The following is a 17641-nucleotide window of genomic DNA, read 5'->3' as shown; positions in this document are numbered from 1 at the left end:
GGGCTTCTTTTTTGCTTTGATTGTATCATGAAAATACATTGTATTTTTAAGATTTTAAATAAAAACTGCTTAAATTGCTAAAAATTGAATAAAAAGTATCATGAAATATTGCGGTTTTTAAAATAGAAGTGTATATTTGTTATTATGAAGCCGATTACGGAGTATCAGGATTATCGCTGCTACATGCAGGACTATTACGATGAACGGAAGCGTGTATCATCGTTTTCCTGGCGTGAATTTGCGCGTGCGGCCGGCTTTACATCGCCGACTTACCTGAAACTTGTCTGTGAAGGCAAAACGCGCCTTTCGTCTGTTGGGGCGGAAAAAGTCGGTGCCGCGATGCACTTGGCAGGTTACGAACTTGACTATTTCAAGTTGATGGTGGAATGTTGCCATGCTAAAACGGATGCCGATCGCAAAACCGTTTTTGAAGCGATGCTTAAACTTGCAAAAGAGAATGCGGTAAAAGTTGTCGATGGCGATGCGTATAAGTATTTTGAAACTTGGATACATCCGGTGGTGAGAGAGCTAGCGCCGGTGATGCCAGGAGCGACTCCGGGTGAAATTGCGAGGCGTTGTTGTTTGGAGGCCTCTGCGGGGGAGGTCCGCGAGTCGCTCGATTTTATGGTAGATGCAGGACTGTTGAAGAAAAACGGGGACGCCTACGAACAGGTCGATAGGCATCTGACGGGGTCTCCTGAAATTATGTCGGTGGCGATGCGTTCTTTGCATCATGAGATGATCCATTTTGCAGATGAAGCTCTTGAAAAATTCTCGTCGACGGAACGCAATTATTCTGGACTTACCATGGGAATTTCGGACGAGGATTACGAGAAAATTGTGCAAGAGATTAATGCTTGCCGCAAGCGTATTGCTCAAATTGCGTTGAACGGCCGTGGCGTCGGTCGTGTCTACAGGTTGAATTTACAGTTGTTCCCGCTGACGTGGGAGGAGGGGAAAAATCATGCTTAAGAATCTTCTTAACATATTGGCATGTGTTTCTGCATGTGCGTTCGCGTTCGGCTTTATGGCGTGCTCGGACGACAATACGGCGGGAGTCACGGAAGATGGCAATCCGATTGCCTATGGTGAAAGTAGCTCGTCTGTTTATGGCGAAAGCAGTTCGTCTGTTGTGAGCAGCTCCTCTGCTATCGAAAGTTCTTCTGCCGTCCAGTCCTCTAGCAGTGTAGAGGCGGTTCCGAAGTTTGACTTGTGGAATGGTAAAACGGACAACAAGATCAATACGTATAACGAAAATACGGGGTATTGGTTCAGCTTTAGCGATGATTATTATTCTCGTATAACTTGGCCTGTGGAAATGGGTAATGAATATACTGCAGATTTCTTGGATCCTGTTTTTGAATATTGTGAAGGCGTGTGTGGTACAGTTGAGTTGCATGGCTCGGAGACGATGCCTTGGGCGGGTATTGGCTTTACGCTTGCCGAAGAAGGTTCAACGGTGGATATCTCTGCATGGGGCGGTATCTGTGTAACGTATGCCTCTGAATACCCGGTGAGTGTCTATCTCAATGTGGATGTCGGTGGCATAGATACGATTAGCAATGTGTCTCCGTTTATGGCTTATCCGATGATAACACTTCCGAAAACGGTGACAAATGCACCGACGCTTAAGAATATGCTTGGTTCTGATGTCGCCATTACGCGTTGTGCCAAATGGAGCGACTTTAAAACGTCCAGTTGGGCGGAATACAATAAGGCAAAATTGAGCAAGATCTATTCAGGCGAAGAGGCTGCTAAAGAAGTCAAGGCAATCAACTTTGTATTTATGGGTAATTCCGATGGCTCGGGAGAATTCAATATCTTAGGTATCAGTACTTACGATGAAAATCTTCCGCAATGGAATCGCGATGGCGGTACGAATGAACGGGATTTAGGCCTGGTTACTACAAACGACGATTCCTTGACTTGCCTGTGGAAAGGTTTGGATGGGTCTGGCATTGTAAATACGGGCTATAATGATCGGGATGAATTTGTCGGGATGCTGTATGATTTCGATGTTTCTCCCGAGGGGGCGTATTCTAAAATAGAATTCCCTGCGTATAGGGAAATGGAGTATGAACCCTATATGTATGAGCCGATTATCGTTGAATGTAAAGGCTTTTGTGGAACGATGGAGTTTACTTTGGAAAACGCCGATTATGCCGCGTCTGGTGTAGGCTTCAATATTGCTGAAGATACATTGACTTCTTGTGAAGGCAATACTTGCTATGGAGAAGCTAAATTTGCCGATATCAAGGATTGGGGTGGCATTTGCATCACTTACTATTCCGAAAAGGATGCTTACCTAAATGTTGTTGTAAAAAACGTGCCGTATGAAAATTCACCGAAAGCGTCTCTCCCTGCTTCGGGGGCGCTTGTAGAAAAATGCTTTACTTGGAATGACCTTGCCCCGAATGATCCTAACATGGGGTCTGCGGTAAGTACGGTCCAGTTTATTGTGAAAAGTTCTGAAGACGGCGATAGAAATCAGTTTAATATAGCGGGTATCGGAAAGTATTCTGCTAATGGGGCTTGTTCTATCCCCAAAACCTCTTACACGCCGATAAGTTCTTCGAGCCGAACTCCGCGCAGTTCCAGCAGTAGCAAGGTGTATAAAGATGAGTGCTCTTTCAAGAATCTCAGTCCGGTTTGGTATGGTCCGGATGGTTATTTGGGTGTAAAAACGGGGTATTCGACAGCGACAAGCGAAGGCGGCCATTGGTATGCATTCAAGGATAATGACGAAGTCAATATGACTTATCCTGTACTAGCGAATAGCGAGTTAGGTCAGGATTCGTTGCAACCTGTTCTAAATTACTGTCAGGGACTTTGTGTAACGCATAAAGGCGCAGGGAATGCTGGCTTCGGATTTAACATTGCTGATAAAGATGGAAATGGCAAGTTGCAGGCGAAAAGTCTCAAATATTGGGGCGGCATGTGTGTTGTTTATGCATCGGAATATGATTTGCATATTGCTATAAATGATGCAGAGCAAAATGATTTTGCAAACGTATCTAAATTGCCGGGCGTGACGTTGCCACAGACTGATGGTTATGCCAAGATTGAATGTAAATCCTGGAATGAATTTGTTGACAGCGAAACAAGGGCACCTATCGATCCTTCCAAGATATCGTCAATTTTATTCTATGATTATGCCAAGAATAATGCCAGTAGTTCGTTCAATATCTTGGGAATTGCCCCGTATCAAGAACTGGATGGTACATCCTATTTAAAATGCCAGGAACCTGCCTACTTGAAATAATATATATTACTGGTTACAGATAAAATGAAGGATTGTTGTATGTTTAGGAGAATTCTTGGAGGCGTGATTTCTGCCTTGCTGCTTGGCGTTATCGCCTGTTCAGATGACAATCCTTCGGTTCCGTTTGTTGAACCTATCGCAGGTGAAAACAGCTCCTCTGCAGGAACGCATTTTAGTGATGACCGCGTAATAGGATCATCCTCGAGTGACGGCGGCGTAATAGAATCTTCTTCAAACGGAGCGTTGTCTTCAAGTGGTGCGGTAAAGGCCCGCCGCTATAATTTGTGGGACCCAGCTGTAGACTACAAGGTCAATACAGGAGACGATAGCACAGGCTTTTGGCGAACCTTTGGCGATGACTTGTTTGGCCAACAGGGTAAATCGAAGGTTGTTTTCCCTGTCGAACTTGAAAATTCATTGACTCCTTTGGCTTCTGTTTTTAAACATTGCGATGGTCTATGCGGATCGGTTGAATTCGATACTTCAATGTTTAAACCTTGGGCGGGTTTTGAAATCCAACTTGCCAGGGATGGCGCTACGGCGGATGTCTCGTCTTGGGATGGTATCTGTGTCACTTACGAATCTGATTATTGGATGTACGTCTATTTGAAGGTTAATATTGATGGAATTGATTCCAATAGCGAAATATTGCCGTTCGAAGCATATCCTGTGGGCATTCTAAATATAACGGCGAACGGAGGTTCTTTTGATCCTACACTTCGTGATTTGTATTGGATTAACGAGCCTAAAACTGTATGTGCAAAATGGAGCAATTTCGATATAACACATTGGAAATATTCCCAATATTCAATCAATCGCCAGGTATATACGGGAGAAGAGGCAGCAAAGGAAATCGTGTCCATCATGTTTAAGATTGATAGCCGTGGTGATGTTGATAAGAGAACTTTCAATATTAGGGGAATCAGTACTTACGAGCCGGACGAATCTTCGTATGATTGGGGTTTTGCTAATGATGGCGTCAATGTAGAATTTCCTTATGATGATTCCTTGACTTGCATGTGGAAAGGGGTTGACGGAACCCATGTGAAAACAGGCTATAACGACCGTAGCAGATACGCGGGATGGTTGGAACAATTTGATGAGTCTCCTGGTGACGCTTATGCTCATGTTGAATATCCGGTGGAACTGTCGGGGGAGTTTGAATATGAAGTGTATGGAGGTCTTATTGAGACATGTCTCGGTTTTTGTGGAACGATGGATTTTATCTTGAAAGGGGCCGAATACGCTATTGGCGGAGTCTCGTTTAATATTGCGGGCTTTAATGATGGCGATTACGTTTTTGAAGATATCCAAGACTGGGGTGGTGTTTGCGTCACTTACTATTCCGAAAAGGAGGCTTACCTGAACTTTGTTGTAAAAGATGTTCCTTACGAGAACTCACCTAAGGTCGCTTTGCCAAAGTCCAAAGGTCTTGTCGAAAAATGCTTTACCTGGAATGAAATTGCGCCGAATGATCCTGATATGGGGCGTGCGGTGGGTGCAATCCAGTTTGCTATAAAGGGTACTGCAGGTTATGAAAAATGCAGATTTAATTTGGCGGGTATAGGGAAATATTCCGTTAATGGCGCGTGCTCTTTTGAAACTCCAGCCATTTCTGGAAACTAGAATTTATAATTAAAAAATAAAGGAGTGCGTTATGTTTAGGAGAATTTCTGGTATTGCGGCAAGTGCCTTGTTGCTAGGCTTTGTCGCCTGTTCAGATGACAATCCATCGGGTGGCTTTGATGTTCCCGCTTACGGCGATAGCAGTTCGTCAGTGGAACCTGCTCCCAAAAGTAGTGACGATGTTGGCGGGAGTGCTGCGAATGTCGCATCGAGCAGTAGTCAAAATGTTGCAGAGTCATCAAGTAGCGTGATTGCGAATTCTTCAAGTAGCGCAAAAACGCCGAAGAATACGACTGCTTGTTTGTGGAATGCTAGCAAAGGTGACTATCTGGTGAATACGGGATTTGATCCTGATAGTACACGTGGTGCTGGGCTTTGGTATAATATTAGCGATGATCCTGATGGCGGTGTTACTGAGGTTTATAGCCCGGATGTGTGCGGTTTTGAAGCTCCCGAGTATGAATGTGCGGAAGCGCTTGTAGAATATTGTGGTAGTTATTGCGCTGAATATCGTTTTAGAAAAGGAACCTCTGCTGAAATTTTTGGGGGAATGGGATTCAATGTTGCGGGCATTGAAGATCCCCATGCCTCGCACGCCCTAAGGTATGGTGACATCAGCGATTGGGGCGGCGTCTGTGTGACGTACGCTGCGGATAGGGATGTGCTCTTGAGGCTTTATACAGACGATACCTTTTATCAGGCTGAATTTGGCAAATCAACTGAATTTGTAGAAAAATGTGTTACATGGGATGCTTTGAATGCGGCCGAGGCTTCAAAACATGTGTCTAGCATTCGTTTCATTATGCCGGGTACCGATGGAACAAAGGAACACCTCTCTATTGCCGCTGTCGGTAAATACGATGCGAATGGAGCTTGCGATGTCGATGGCTATGCCTATGTTTTGCCAAAGAGTAGTGTTGACGAAGGGATTATTGTATTGCGCAGTTCAAGTTCTAAACAAAGTAGTTTTGAACAAAGCTCTTCTAGCGGTATCACTGGGCCTTGTACGACTCCTGAGAGTGTCAGTGATTTATGGTATGGTCCGAGAAACGCCCGTAATGGTAACGACTTTGTAAATACTGGGCTCGATAACGGTTCTGAAACATCCGGATATTGGTTCAGTTTCAGTGATGAAAAGGGCGATGCATTTGTCTCGTGGCCCGTAATGCAATATGAATATGAAAATGTAATGAATTTGCTTATAGAAGTATGTGAGGGTATTTGCGGGACGTTCAAGTATAGAAGTGAGGGCGTTGTGGGTATCGGTTTTAATGTTGCCGGGGAAGCTTTGTCTGGAAAAAATGGAGCCCCGGACATAGCCGATGTTTCTGCTTGGGGCGGTTTGTGTGTGACTTATACCTCGGAATCGGACATGGATGTGGTAATGTCTAACGATACGGCATTTACCTATATCGAGAAAATTGCGTTATTGCCTAAGGTTACGTTGCCCAAGAGTGTTGAAGTCAAGACAGTGTGCTCGAAGTGGAGTGATTTTGTTTCCTATGCAGAAACCCCTAGTGACCCGACTCATGTCGCGTCAATTTTATTTGTAGTCTACGGAAATGCGGGCTCTGAGAGCAAGTTCAATGTGATTGGCATTGGTAAGTATGCCGATGTGCAAAACATCTGCAAATAGGGTGCAGAACCGTTTGTTGCCGGTACAAAATAGCCCGCGATCTTTGAATCGCGAGCTTATCCTTTCAACTTGTCATCCCGACCTTGTGCCGGGATCTAGAATGTAAAAGATGGCGGATCGAGTCCGCTATGACGTTGTCAAACGACAGTTGTGATGTTGTCATGCCCGACTTGATCGGGCATCTCCTTTTTACGGCAGTTCGCCGCCAATCAATTCCATCTGCTTCTTGTAGATTTCCTTGCAGGCATTTTCGCCGAGGTCGAGGAGCTTGTTGAGCATGGCGCGGTCAAAGCTGGCGTGTTCGCCCGTGCCCTGCACTTCAATGAAATTCTTGGCATCTTGCATGACGACGTTCATATCGACGTCGGCGGCAGAATCTTCGACGTAGCAGAGGTCGCAAAGCGGATTGCCATTCACTACGCCTACAGAAATAGCGGTGATGCCGTGTTTTAAAATCTGCTGCGTGATGCCAAGGCGTTCCTTGATTTTCTTCACTGCAATCGCAAGGGCCACGAAGCCGCCGATAATGCTTGCGGTACGTGTACCACCGTCGGCTTCGATCACGTCGCAGTCGACCACGATAGCGTTCTCGCCGAGGGCTGCAAGGTCGGCTGCGCCGCGCAGCGAGCGGCCTACCAAGCGCTGGATTTCTTGCGTACGGCCGCTCGCGCCCTTGCGCTCGCGTTCCACGCGCTTGCCCGTACTTTGCGGAAGCAAGCTGTATTCAGCCGTAATCCAGCCCGTGCCGCGACCGGCGAGCCAGTCCGGAACTTTCGGGAGGAGCGTTGCATTGCAGATGACGCGGGTGCGTCCCATTTCGATAAGGACGGAACCGTCGGCGCTAGAGATAAAGCCCGTGGTCATCTTGAGATTGCGATATTCTTCAGGTTTTCTATCAGTACGTTCGTATGCCATATAATCTCCTTGCGTTGTCTCCCCGGCCTCATCATTCTGATTTTGTCATCCTGGAGCCGAAGGCGATAGGATCAATTAATTTTTGTAATCACGTTTTTCGCATGTGGTGACCCCGGTACAGCGGCCGGGGTGACAATTGTGCTTAATAACTTAATTTCTCTGTTGTTCCTTCGCGGAAACTTCCGAGACGGTAGATAAAGTCTGTGTATTGCTGTAGTTCCTTGAGCGCTTCGACGACGTTCGGGTCCTTCGGGTTCCCTTCGAACGAAAGGTGGAAAATGTATTCCCACGGACGGTCTGGATGCGGGCGGCTCTCGATGCGTGTGAGGTTCAACTTGCGCTTGGCAAAGCAACCGAGCGCTTCGTACAAAGCACCAGATTTGCTAGAATCGCTCAACATGAACAAAAGCGTTGTTTTGATGGGAGGCTTGCTTGCATCGTTTGCCGAAAAATCCGGCAATTCAATCGCTGTCTTTTGGATTGCGTAAAAGCGCGTGAAGTTCACGCCCGGCAAGTTTTCGAGCCCTTGCTTTAAAATGTCAAGACCGTAGAACTTGGCGGCGTATGCGCTTGCGATTGCACCGATGTGCTTGTCGCCGCGCTTTGCGATTTCTTCGGCGCTGCCTGCGGTATCATAGAATGCCGTGCTCTTGATGTTCGGATGCTGTCCGAAAAAGCGGCTGCACTGGGCGAGACCCTGCGGGTGGCTCAACACTTCGGTAAGGTCTTCGAGCTTTGTGCCCGGCAATGCGCAAAGCGTATGTTCAATCTGCAACTTGACTTCGGCGACAATCGGATGACGCCACTTGTAAAGCAAGTCGTAGTTGTCGTAAATGGAACCCGCGGTCGAGTTTTCTATAGGGATGGCGCCTCCGTCAACGACACCTGTTTCAATGCCCTGGAAAATTTGTTCGAACGTGTCCATCGGCACGACTTCGATATCGTTTCCGAACAGGTGGTAGGCGGCACTTTCACTATAGGCCCCGCGACGGCCCTGGAATGCAATTTTCTTCATGATATGAAATATAAAAAGTAGGAAGTTAGAAGTAGGAAGTAGGAGGAAAAAAGAATATGGAATTTAGTAGTTGGTCATTAGTCAATAGTCATTGGTTGTTGGTTAATTGTTTCTAGTTATTGTAATCGCGCCATCGGCGCCTCATTTAAAACTAATGACTAAGAGCCATTGACTAAAAACTAACTCCTACTTAAACCGTCTTGCGCCTTTGTATTTGGACGACCAATAGTTATCGTCCATGGAAGTAATCACCACACCCTTACTCGTACTGGCGTGGATGAATCGGTTCCCTTTTAGGTAAATACCGACGTGACTGATTTTCCAGAAGTTCCCGAAAAATACGAGATCGCCTTCTTGCAATTTCGTACGCTTGATGGAATAGCCGCGACCGTCGTCATAAATGTGTTGAGCGTTGTGGTCGAGCGATATCCCGTAAAAACCTTTGTAGACTTGCATCACGTAGCCGGAGCAGTCTGTCTTCTTTTTGCTTGCCGCACCGTAAACGTATTTTGCACCAAGCCATTCCTTTGCGTACTTTTCAAGATTTGTGGGCTTGGCGGCTGGCTTTGTCTGTTTCTTCGCTGCCTTATCTGTCTTTTTTGCGCTCGCTTTGTCTGTAGTTTTTTCAGTTTGTTTTTCTACCGTTTTTGCGGTGGCGTTAACGGCAACTTTTGTAGTATCGCTATTTCGAACTTGTGTGCTGTCTTGCTTTTGCTTTTTGGCGACAGTTCCTTTGTTTGCGCTGGAATCGCTCAAGGCCAAACTGTCTGTTTGCGGGGTTACGTTTTTACCCGTAGAATCAAGCGTACTCGAGCCAACGGAATCAGATGCATTCGCTTGATTGTTCCCGGTGTTTTTAGAGGCCGCTGCAAGAATTTCTTCTTGCACCAATTCTTCTTGCGAGTCTATTGTTGTGGTGTCAGCTTCTACGACTTCTTTTTTGGGGACTCTGTAGCGCTTGTAGGAACCGCTTTTTCGATCGTATCCGGGGCGCACAGGAAAAGCGCAGTTTGATAGAACCAAACTGCACGCAATTGCAATTCCCATGATGAGGCGATTTCTAAAAGCCATCAAGTAAAATTTACATAATTACGGCTTTCAAGAAAAGTTTTAGTGTCTTTTAGCCAATAAATCCGTGCGGCTTGTATCCGAGTTCTTTCACGAGCTCGAAATCCTTGCTGCTGTTGGTGCCTGCGGTGGTGAGCATATCGTCAGTGATGGCTGCGTTTGCGCCGCTCTTGAATGCGCGCTTGCCGTCATCGCCCAAAACGCCACGGCCACCTGCGAGGCGGATGAATGCCTTCGGGTTGATGAATCGGTAAATCGCCACGATGCGGCAGAATTCATCGTTTGTGAGCTTCGGGAGATTTTCGTACGGCGTTCCAGGAATCGCGTTCAGCACGTTCACCGGAGTCGACTTGACGCCGAGTTTGCGCAAATCCAGACACATGTCGATGCGGTCTTCCATCGTTTCGCCAAGACCCATGATTCCGCCGCTGCAAATTTCGAGGCCAGCGGCAAGAGCGTTCTGGAGCGCGCCAATCTTATCGTCGTAAGTGTGCGTCGTGCAAACGTCCGGGAAATGACGGCGGTATGTTTCAAGATTGTTGTGGAAGCGGGTGAGGCCTGCTTCCTTGAGCTTGTCGAATTGTTCTTTGTTCAAAAGACCTGCCGAAAGGCAAATCGAAAGCTTAGTCTCTTTTTTCAGGCGACGGAGTGCTTCGCTAATTTGTTCTACATCGCAGTTCGAAAGTGTGCGGCCCGAAGTTACAATGGAATAACGTGGAATGCCTGCTGCTTCTTTCTTCTTTGCGTCTGCGACAATTTCGTCGGCGCTGAGCAACTTGTATTCGGGAGCGCCGGTGTGGTAGTAGCTGCTCTGGGCGCAGTACTTGCAGTTCTCGGAGCAGCGACCGCTGCGCGCGTTTACGATGGAACAAAAATCAAAGTCGTCGCCGTGGAACTTTTCGCGGATTTCGTCGGCGGCTTTCGTGAGTTCGTCGAGGTCTTCGCTTAAAAGTTTGATTGCCTCTTCGCGTGTAATTTCATAACCGTCATTTAAAATCTTGTTTTTCAATTCTTGAACGAAAGACATTTCTCTACTCCAGGTTGGGCTTTTTCGCGCGCAAATATAGAATATCTTGTTTTAATGAGAGAAGGGTGTTAATCATTGCAATGGAATTGATCGTTTTATCGTGGCGAGTTTTCTATCGCAAGGAGAACAATAAGGTTGTTGTTGTTGCCGTTGTTGATTCTAGGCGAGATTTAGAAGATGCTGTTTGGAATCGTATGATGTATCCGTTTATGTAAACATTTGCGTGATTGGGGGGGGGCGTTGCGGGGTGTCCCCCCCCTTTGGGTGGTAAAAAATTTTGACCACCTTTAAAGAATGCGGAATCAATATATATTTGCTTAGGGAAGTTTAAATGGCCTTGAATCGTTTTTTTATGAATATGTTTGCAAAAATATTGATTAGCGTTTTTAGTGCTTTCTCGCTTTCGGCTGCGTGCGATGCCGGGCTTTGGTTAAATGCTGCTGATTTGAGGAGAGACTCGACGATTGCCTCTCTTTTTAAAGCGGTTGATGATTCTTTATACGAAATAAGCAAAACGACTGAATGGAATGAATTGTCCGGTTTGTGCGGATGCGCCGGTGGTGGTATTTTCCTGCAATCGAGGCATGTTGATTTGATGGGTGCTGGTTGGCATTTGAATTGGTGCGGCAATCCTGATTCCGTTGTTTTTTATGCGGAAAAAGTACAATACGATACGAAGAATCTGATTTTAAAAACAAGTTCTGTTTTGTTTGGTCAGGTTCAATCATTGAAAAAGCTCATTGTGGAGAAGGGATGTGAAACTGATTCAGTCTATGAGTTTTCAAATAAAGAGCTGATTCCCGAAAATGTTAAAAAAGGAATTTATGTTGTAGATATTCCTGTTCCGAGCGAAAATGTCCTTGTGCCGCAGTCTGTCCGCCTTTTGAAAGCTTATTATCCTAACGGAAAGCTAGCTCGCGAAATTCAATTTTCGCAAGGGCTTAGGAATGGATATGACAAACGCTATTTCCCTTCGGGAAAAAAGTACATTGTTAATCATTACAAAAATGGTTTGATGGAAGGAATGCAAATTAAACATTTCCGTTCTGGGAAGAAGTCTCTTGAAGTGAAATACAAAAATGGAAAACATGTAGGAATTGTAAAATACTATTCAGAAGAAGATGGCTCGGTGACTATAAAAGAAATTGACGAATTAACAGGATTCGGGTGGTAATACCCAATATTTCTTTATTTTTTCACGATAAATTGAGCCAAAAACGCGTTTATAATTGTATTTTTCACGTGGTACCGAATGATACCTTTAAAAATGCACAATTGCAAAAAAGGTTAATACTATGCAAGTTGATTTGAATACTGTCGATTGGAAGACGCTCCCCTTCGGTTATTATGACACCGATTACAATGTTCGCTGCTACTACCGCAATGGTCAGTGGGGCAAGATCGAACTTTCTTCTTCCAAGGACATTAGCATCCACATGGCCGCTACTTGCTTGCATTACGGCCAGGAAGGTTTTGAAGGCCTCAAGGCTTACACGGGCAAGGACGGCAAGGTCCGTATTTTCCGCGTCGACGAAAACGCCAAGCGCATGCAGAACACGGCTAACCGCGTACTCATGGCTGTTCCGCCTATTGAATTGTTCCGCGAAATGGTCCACACTGTGGTGAAGGCCAACGCCCGCTTTGTGCCGCCGTATGGTTACGGAGCAACGCTTTACATCCGTCCGCTCCTCATCGGTATGAGCCCGGAAGTGGGTGTGAAGCCTGCTGATGAATATTTGCTCATGATGTTTGTGACTCCGGTGGGTCCGTACTTCAAGGATGGGTTCAAGCCGGTGGACATGATGATCAGCCGCAACTACGACCGCGCTGCTCCGCAGGGTACGGGTACGGTGAAGGTCGGCGGTAACTACGCTGCTAGCCTCCAGTCCCTCGCAGAAGCCAAGAAGCTCGGTTACTCCAGCACGATTTACCTCGATGCTAAGGAAAAGAAGTATATCGACGAATGCGGTCCGGCAAACTTCTTCGGCATCAAGGGCAAGACCTACGTGACCCCGAAGTCCGAATCCATCTTGCCGTCTATTACGAACAAGAGCTTGCAGCAGTTGGCTGAATACCTCGGCTACACCGTGGAACGTCGCCAGGTCCCGTTCGAAGAACTTGCTGAATTCAGCGAAACGGCTGAATGCGGTACCGCTGCCGTGATTACCCCGATCAAGAAGATTGTGGATCCGGTCGCTGGCAAGGAATTCACCTACGGTGACGGCAAGAATCCGGGCCCGGTTTGCACGGAACTTTTCAACAAGTACACTGCAATCCAGTTCGGTGAAGCTGAAGATCCGTTCGGCTGGACTGAAGTGGTCGACGTGTAATTAGGCCCTATCGCATTCGCTCCAGGGTGACATTTAATTGTTGTCATTCTGGAGGCCGAAGGCCGATAGAATCCAAAGATTTTCCCGTGGCGTGCGCTGCGGGATTTTTTGTTTTGTTAAATTATATGCTCCATTTTTAAAGGAGAAAATTATGCGTTTGTTCAGGTCAAAGAATGTCTTGCTTCTGTTGCTTTCGGTTCTGTTGTTTGTGTCTACTGCAAATGCCGGTAAGAAAGGTCTTGGTACTCTTATCGGTGCAGGCGTTGGTGCTGTTACGGGTGCTGTTGCCGAAAAGAAAATTAAAGAGGCTATGGAAAAGGATACCTATGCCGGAGAAGGTTTTGTTCTTACAGAACAGGGAATTCTTTTAAAGTATAAAGAAGGCGACGTTTTCTTGAATATAAAGAAAATGACGGATTTGGACATTCTGAAAGAAGTCGTTAAAACAACAAACCGTGTTGACGTGACCAAAAAAGCCGAATGGGGCAATCTTAAAGGTCGTGTCCCTGTTTGTGCCGATGATACGTCTTGCGCAACGATTATAGTTGATATTACTAAAGAAAAGATTCTTTCTGTTCAATTGGCATTTAGCGATGATCCTTCTGATACGTTTGACTTGATTGCCTATCAGGCTACAGAGCCGGGCTTTGGAACTTATGCTTGGAACTTTATCATAAATAACCCGATTCTTTTTGGTGTCATCTTGTTTGGCTTGATTGGCTTTATTTGGGATCATAGACCGAGTAAAAAGAAGAAAGCGGCTGAACAAAACGAAGCCGTTGCAGAAACTTCTGCTGAGGTGGAAAATAAGGACAATAACGAACAGGTCTAAAATCGTTTTTAGAATAACAACAAAGCCCGAGTTTATCTCGGGCTTTTTGCTTAGATGCTTGCGCGGACTACTTGAATTTCAAGAACTTGTAGAGCATTTTCGCGGAGGAAAGCGGTGTTTGCAAGAAGGCGCGCTTTTTGCAGCCGTGCTTTGCGAAGTTTTGGAGAACCTTGTAGAGCTCTGTCTGTTCGCTTTTGTTGACGTTCAGGAGGAACCTGCGGAACTTGTATTCAAAGTCGTGCATGCGACCAAAGTAATCGTAGCAGCGCTTTTCGTAAGTCTTGAGGAAAGCCTTGCTCAAGTTGCCACATTCGAGGCCCTCGTGGACGGTCTGTGCACAGAACCGTCCGGCGCGCATAGCGGCCGCGATGCCGCCTCCGGTAAGCGGGTTCGTATGATGCGCGGCATCGCCAACGAGGGCAAAACGGTCGAGCGTGTAATCTTTCAAAACGCTTGAAACCGGAATGGCTCCGCCCACAACGTGATTGATTTTTGCACCCGGGAACAGCTTGTAAAGCCATTCCATTGTGGTGTCCAAAACGTTTTGGCTGTGCTTGCCAGAAATCAGGAATCCTGCGCCGAAATTTGTGACGTTGGATTTGACTTTCGGGAAGCTCCAGATGTATCCGTCATTGATAAAGTCGTGGCCTTGCCAGAATGTAAGATAATCCGGCTTGGTCAGAAGTCCTTGAACCTGGATGTCGACGCCTGTGCAAGTGAATGCGGGCTTTTGTAAGCAATCGAGCCCGAGTTGCCTTCCGATGCGGCTTTCGACGCCATCTGCGGCGATGACCATCTTGGCGCGGACTTCTTCGGTCGTGGTACCGGCGCCTTCGCCGAGCTTTACGCGAACAAGGCGCATTCCATTTTCTACATCACCGACAAATTCTGCGCGGGCGAGCTTGACGAGTTCTACACCGTCGTTTTCGGCGAGGTGGGCTAGCCACGGGTCAAACTTTTCGCGGTTGAGCATGATGCCCGTGCCTTTTTGCGCGAGATCAATGTCCACACCGTTCGGACCGTAAATATAAAGTCCGTTGATAATAGTTTCGATACAGCTGTCGTCAATAGGGCCGTATGTCTGCAAGTCTGCAAGCTTGGTGCTCGCTTCTCCACAGCGCACCGGAATACCGACCTTCTCACGCTTTTCGAGGAGAAGAACCTTGTGCCCTGCGCGGGAAAGGTTCCTGGCTGCTACACTTCCGCCAGGGCCTGCGCCAATAACGACAACATCGTATTCTTTGTTACAGAACATCGTTCAACTCCTGGACCTTGAGGGCGCCTACGGGACATGCTTTTGCACAGAGTCCGCATTTGACACATTTATCCTGATCAATTTGCAAGTCGAGCCCATACATGTCGAGTGCCATCTTGGGGCACACGCCGACACAGCCGGCACATTCCAGGCATAAGCCTCTATTGTGAACGAGAACTTTCATGAACGAGAATATATAAAAATTGTTGTTAGTTATTAGTTACTAGTTACTAGAAAAAATCGTATTTCGATAAAAAAGGAGATGCCCGCGCGGAGGCGGGCATGACATAATGGGTCCTTCACGGCTTTCGCCGCTCAGGATGACGAAACACTAATTACTTCTGCAATAAGTAGTATGCGGAGAGCCAGGCTTGCAGGCGTTCCCAGCCTTCGTCGTCAGCTTGGGCAATCGCGGATTGCTTGAGCGAGAACACGGTCAAGTTTGTGAGCTTGTGGTTACCGATGGCGAAGCCTGGGAACATGATGAAGGCGTTTTTCATCTTGGTGTCTTCGACGGTCTTTCCGTCTATGGCGATAACAATATGGTTTGCCTTGATGTACATGACGTAGTGATGGCGGGTTCCATCCAAGACGTCATGGCAGTAAGAGTTTACGAGCACCGTGTCCGAATCCCGATACGTCGTGTCTTTTGAGACTCTTCTGTAGAAGTTGGCGCAGAGCTGTTCTGGGTTTTTGCCTGTTTCCAGACGGTATGTGACGTCGTTCTCCTTGGAATCAAGGATTGAAGAGTCTTTTTCGGCGATTTTGCTGCCGTCTTCTTCAATCCAGAAGCTGATGCCGAGGCTATTGCTTGTCGTATCCGTGATGAATGTATTCATGAAATCACCTTCGGTGACGGACAAACCTGATTTGGATTCGGCAAACACTCTGGAAATTTCCGAAGTCTTGTAAACGGATTCGCTTGATGTGACTGTGAATTTGTATGTGCCTGCGTCAATGCTTGGAATTGCCGTGAAGTAAAGCGACGAGTCCGCATCGTTTTCGGCTTTAAAGACTGCGAGCGAGTCTCCGTTGTTGTCAATGAGAACCGGGTTCTTGACCTTCGTGGGGATCGTTACCGGAACAATCATGGATTCGAGAGTCTTGTTGCCGTTCAGCTTCTTTGCGGCGCTCAAGGCTTCTTCCGGAACGGTGACCGTTACGAATTCTGAAGAGACTTCGAGCTTTTCGCCAGGGGTGAAGTCCCACTTGACGTTGCGCGTCGAGGTGTCGCGGCCGGCGCCTCGGATGAGGATGATGTTCGTGAATTCTGCAGGCGGAATTTCACTGAGCTTGACGGTTCCCGACTTGAGGTCGCTTTCGCTGACTGCGGTGCAGTTGAGCGTACCTGTGATGCAGAGCGTGTCGCCCTTGTCAAGATCGTACGTGCCGAGGTCAAGTTCGAGGCTTGCATTCTCTTCGAGCTTTGCTTCGGGGACGTTGAGCGTCTGCAGGTCGGTCTTGGAGTCTTTGACTGTGAGCATCTGGTATGCGGACTGCGTGTGATCCGTGTTGCTGATCTGCAAGGCGTAGTCACCGGCAGAAATACTGTCGATAGAATATTTACCGTCTTCGTCTGTGGTGGTCGTCTTGATAGGCGCCATGCGTGCGGCAATGTGAGTTGCCGAGATAAGGTTCACCTTTGCGCTTGCGACGGGTTCACCTTGTTCGTCTCTGACGATACTTGCAATTGTGGTTCCAGATTCGGTTTCCGTGAGGACACCGGCATGGTTTTCTTCGGTGCAAGCCGTAAAGAGCGATGTCGCAATTGCTGCGATTCCCGCAAATTTTAAAGTCTTAAACTGCATCATGCTTTAACCTCCGGATCGAGGTTAGAGAACAAGTGAAGGTTCATCTGGTAAACTCCGTTTGCCTTTTCGTTGTCCTCGCTGATGATTCGCCTTGCCTTCGCCTTGAATTCCTGGAGTTCAGATTCGAGTTTCTTGTAGGCATTATTAGAGATGCTGAACGTGAGAGTGCTCATGACGGTCGGCATCTTGGGGCGCGTGATAAGCGCCTGCTTGGAAAGTTCAAAACACTGCAACTGGTATTGCTTGATCAGTTCAGCGTTGTTGTACGGACCACTGGAGATGGATTCCTTGGTCGGCTTCCAAAAACCCGCTTCGTTCTTGCGTGCGAGTCCGAGTTTTTCCAAAAGAGACAACGAGTCCTTAATCTTTCCGAGTGGAATTTTCGGGAAGATTCTCTTTTGCACGGGTGTCAAGTCGTCAGTAACGTCCATAGCATCAAGAATAGCAAACATTGCGCTATGGTACCAATGATTATAGTATTCGTAGGTGTTAGAATCGAGGATATGCTGCGGATTGGGGTGCAAGTGCAACAGCTCTTCCATGGCTGCGCTGCGGGCCGTCTCTGTTTTGGCCTGGTCGAGCTGGACCATGGTCTCGAAGTATTTTGCGGCTTTTTTGTTGAGGCCCAGGACTTCGATGAATTTTGCCGTCATGCGGGGGCTAACTTTTTTTCCTCTGAGAACATCGGCAAAGTAACTGCGCGTCTTGGGCAGTCCGAGCATATTGCAAATCCCGGTACGTGTGAACTCAGGGTCGGACTGGACTCGTGCCGCCTGATATTCTTCCAGGTACTTGCGGAAGTGCGTAAATTGATAAATATCGATATAATTTTCCACGAACTTAATATAATATTTATGAGAACTA

15 protein-coding genes are annotated in these 17641 nt (G+C 47.0%); 7 read left to right on the top strand and 8 right to left on the bottom strand.

Annotation, left to right across the window (positions count from 1 at the left end):
- The first annotated feature begins 144 nt into the window (after positions 1-144).
- The 4 genes from BUA34_RS04620 to BUA34_RS04605 are packed head-to-tail and all read left to right on the top strand — an operon-like array spanning position 145 to position 6524.
- Positions 145-972 (top strand): TIGR02147 family protein, encoded by an 828-nt coding sequence (locus BUA34_RS04620; RefSeq protein ID WP_072827560.1) that lies wholly within the window; start codon positions 145-147, stop codon positions 970-972.
- On the top strand, positions 965-3262 hold the full coding sequence (locus BUA34_RS04615) for a hypothetical protein (protein WP_072827559.1): 2298 nt from the start codon (positions 965-967) through the stop codon (positions 3260-3262). The genes BUA34_RS04620 and BUA34_RS04615 overlap by 8 nt, the downstream gene beginning before the upstream one ends.
- Positions 3263-3301: 39 nt before the next feature.
- On the top strand, positions 3302-4888 hold the full coding sequence (locus tag BUA34_RS04610) for a hypothetical protein (RefSeq protein ID WP_072827558.1): 1587 nt from the start codon (positions 3302-3304) through the stop codon (positions 4886-4888).
- Positions 4889-4919: 31 nt separating this feature from the next.
- Positions 4920-6524, top strand: coding sequence for a hypothetical protein (locus tag BUA34_RS04605; protein ID WP_072827557.1), 1605 nt, complete (start codon positions 4920-4922; stop codon positions 6522-6524).
- Positions 6525-6713: 189 nt separating this feature from the next.
- Here BUA34_RS04605 and rph read toward each other — a convergent pair whose 3' ends face one another.
- From rph to bioB, 4 genes are all read right to left on the bottom strand, one after another.
- On the bottom strand, positions 6714-7439 hold the full coding sequence (gene rph / locus BUA34_RS04600; protein WP_072827556.1) for a ribonuclease PH: 726 nt from the start codon (positions 7437-7439) through the stop codon (positions 6714-6716).
- Between the two features lie 142 nt (positions 7440-7581).
- Positions 7582-8454, bottom strand: a complete 873-nt coding sequence (locus BUA34_RS04595) for a prephenate dehydratase (RefSeq protein WP_072827555.1) — start codon at positions 8452-8454, stop codon at positions 7582-7584.
- A 186-nt stretch (positions 8455-8640) separates the two neighbouring features.
- On the bottom strand, positions 8641-9525 hold the full coding sequence (locus BUA34_RS04590; protein WP_072827554.1) for a C40 family peptidase: 885 nt from the start codon (positions 9523-9525) through the stop codon (positions 8641-8643).
- A gap of 49 nt (positions 9526-9574) precedes the next feature.
- Entirely contained in the window at positions 9575-10549 is a 975-nt protein-coding gene (gene bioB, locus BUA34_RS04585; protein WP_072827553.1) for a biotin synthase BioB, read from the bottom strand.
- Between the two features lie 331 nt (positions 10550-10880).
- On the opposite strand from bioB, the gene BUA34_RS04580 reads away from it, so the two are divergent.
- The 3 genes from BUA34_RS04580 to BUA34_RS04570 all read left to right on the top strand — a co-directional run bounded on the left by BUA34_RS04580 (position 10881) and on the right by BUA34_RS04570 (position 13711).
- Positions 10881-11723 carry a toxin-antitoxin system YwqK family antitoxin gene (locus BUA34_RS04580; RefSeq protein ID WP_072827552.1) on the top strand — a complete coding sequence of 281 codons (843 nt, stop codon included), beginning with the start codon at positions 10881-10883 and terminating at the stop codon, positions 11721-11723.
- Between the two features lie 100 nt (positions 11724-11823).
- Positions 11824-12879: a branched-chain amino acid aminotransferase gene (locus tag BUA34_RS04575; RefSeq protein WP_256375014.1), complete on the top strand. Its 1056-nt coding sequence runs from the start codon at positions 11824-11826 to the stop codon at positions 12877-12879.
- A gap of 151 nt (positions 12880-13030) precedes the next feature.
- Positions 13031-13711 carry a glycine zipper family protein gene (locus BUA34_RS04570; protein WP_072827550.1) on the top strand — a complete coding sequence of 227 codons (681 nt, stop codon included), beginning with the start codon at positions 13031-13033 and terminating at the stop codon, positions 13709-13711.
- Between the two features lie 67 nt (positions 13712-13778).
- Here BUA34_RS04570 and BUA34_RS04565 read toward each other — a convergent pair whose 3' ends face one another.
- The 4 genes from BUA34_RS04565 to BUA34_RS04550 all read right to left on the bottom strand — a co-directional run bounded on the left by BUA34_RS04565 (position 13779) and on the right by BUA34_RS04550 (position 17613).
- Positions 13779-14966 (bottom strand): NAD(P)/FAD-dependent oxidoreductase, encoded by a 1188-nt coding sequence (locus tag BUA34_RS04565; protein WP_072827549.1) that lies wholly within the window; start codon positions 14964-14966, stop codon positions 13779-13781.
- Complete coding sequence (locus BUA34_RS04560; protein WP_072827548.1) at positions 14956-15150, bottom strand: 4Fe-4S binding protein; 195 nt, start codon at positions 15148-15150, stop codon at positions 14956-14958. The genes BUA34_RS04565 and BUA34_RS04560 overlap by 11 nt, the downstream gene beginning before the upstream one ends.
- Before the next feature lie 151 nt (positions 15151-15301).
- Complete coding sequence (locus BUA34_RS04555) at positions 15302-16777, bottom strand: carboxypeptidase-like regulatory domain-containing protein (protein WP_072827547.1); 1476 nt, start codon at positions 16775-16777, stop codon at positions 15302-15304.
- Entirely contained in the window at positions 16774-17613 is an 840-nt protein-coding gene (locus tag BUA34_RS04550) for a TIGR02147 family protein (RefSeq protein ID WP_072827649.1), read from the bottom strand. Before BUA34_RS04550 ends, BUA34_RS04555 begins: the two co-directional genes overlap by 4 nt.
- Between the last annotated feature and the right edge of the window lie 28 nt (positions 17614-17641).

This window comes from Fibrobacter sp. UWB12 (assembly GCF_900142485.1).
GTDB lineage: Bacteria > Fibrobacterota > Fibrobacteria > Fibrobacterales > Fibrobacteraceae > Fibrobacter.
This window is presented reverse-complemented; position numbering and strand designations above follow the sequence as displayed.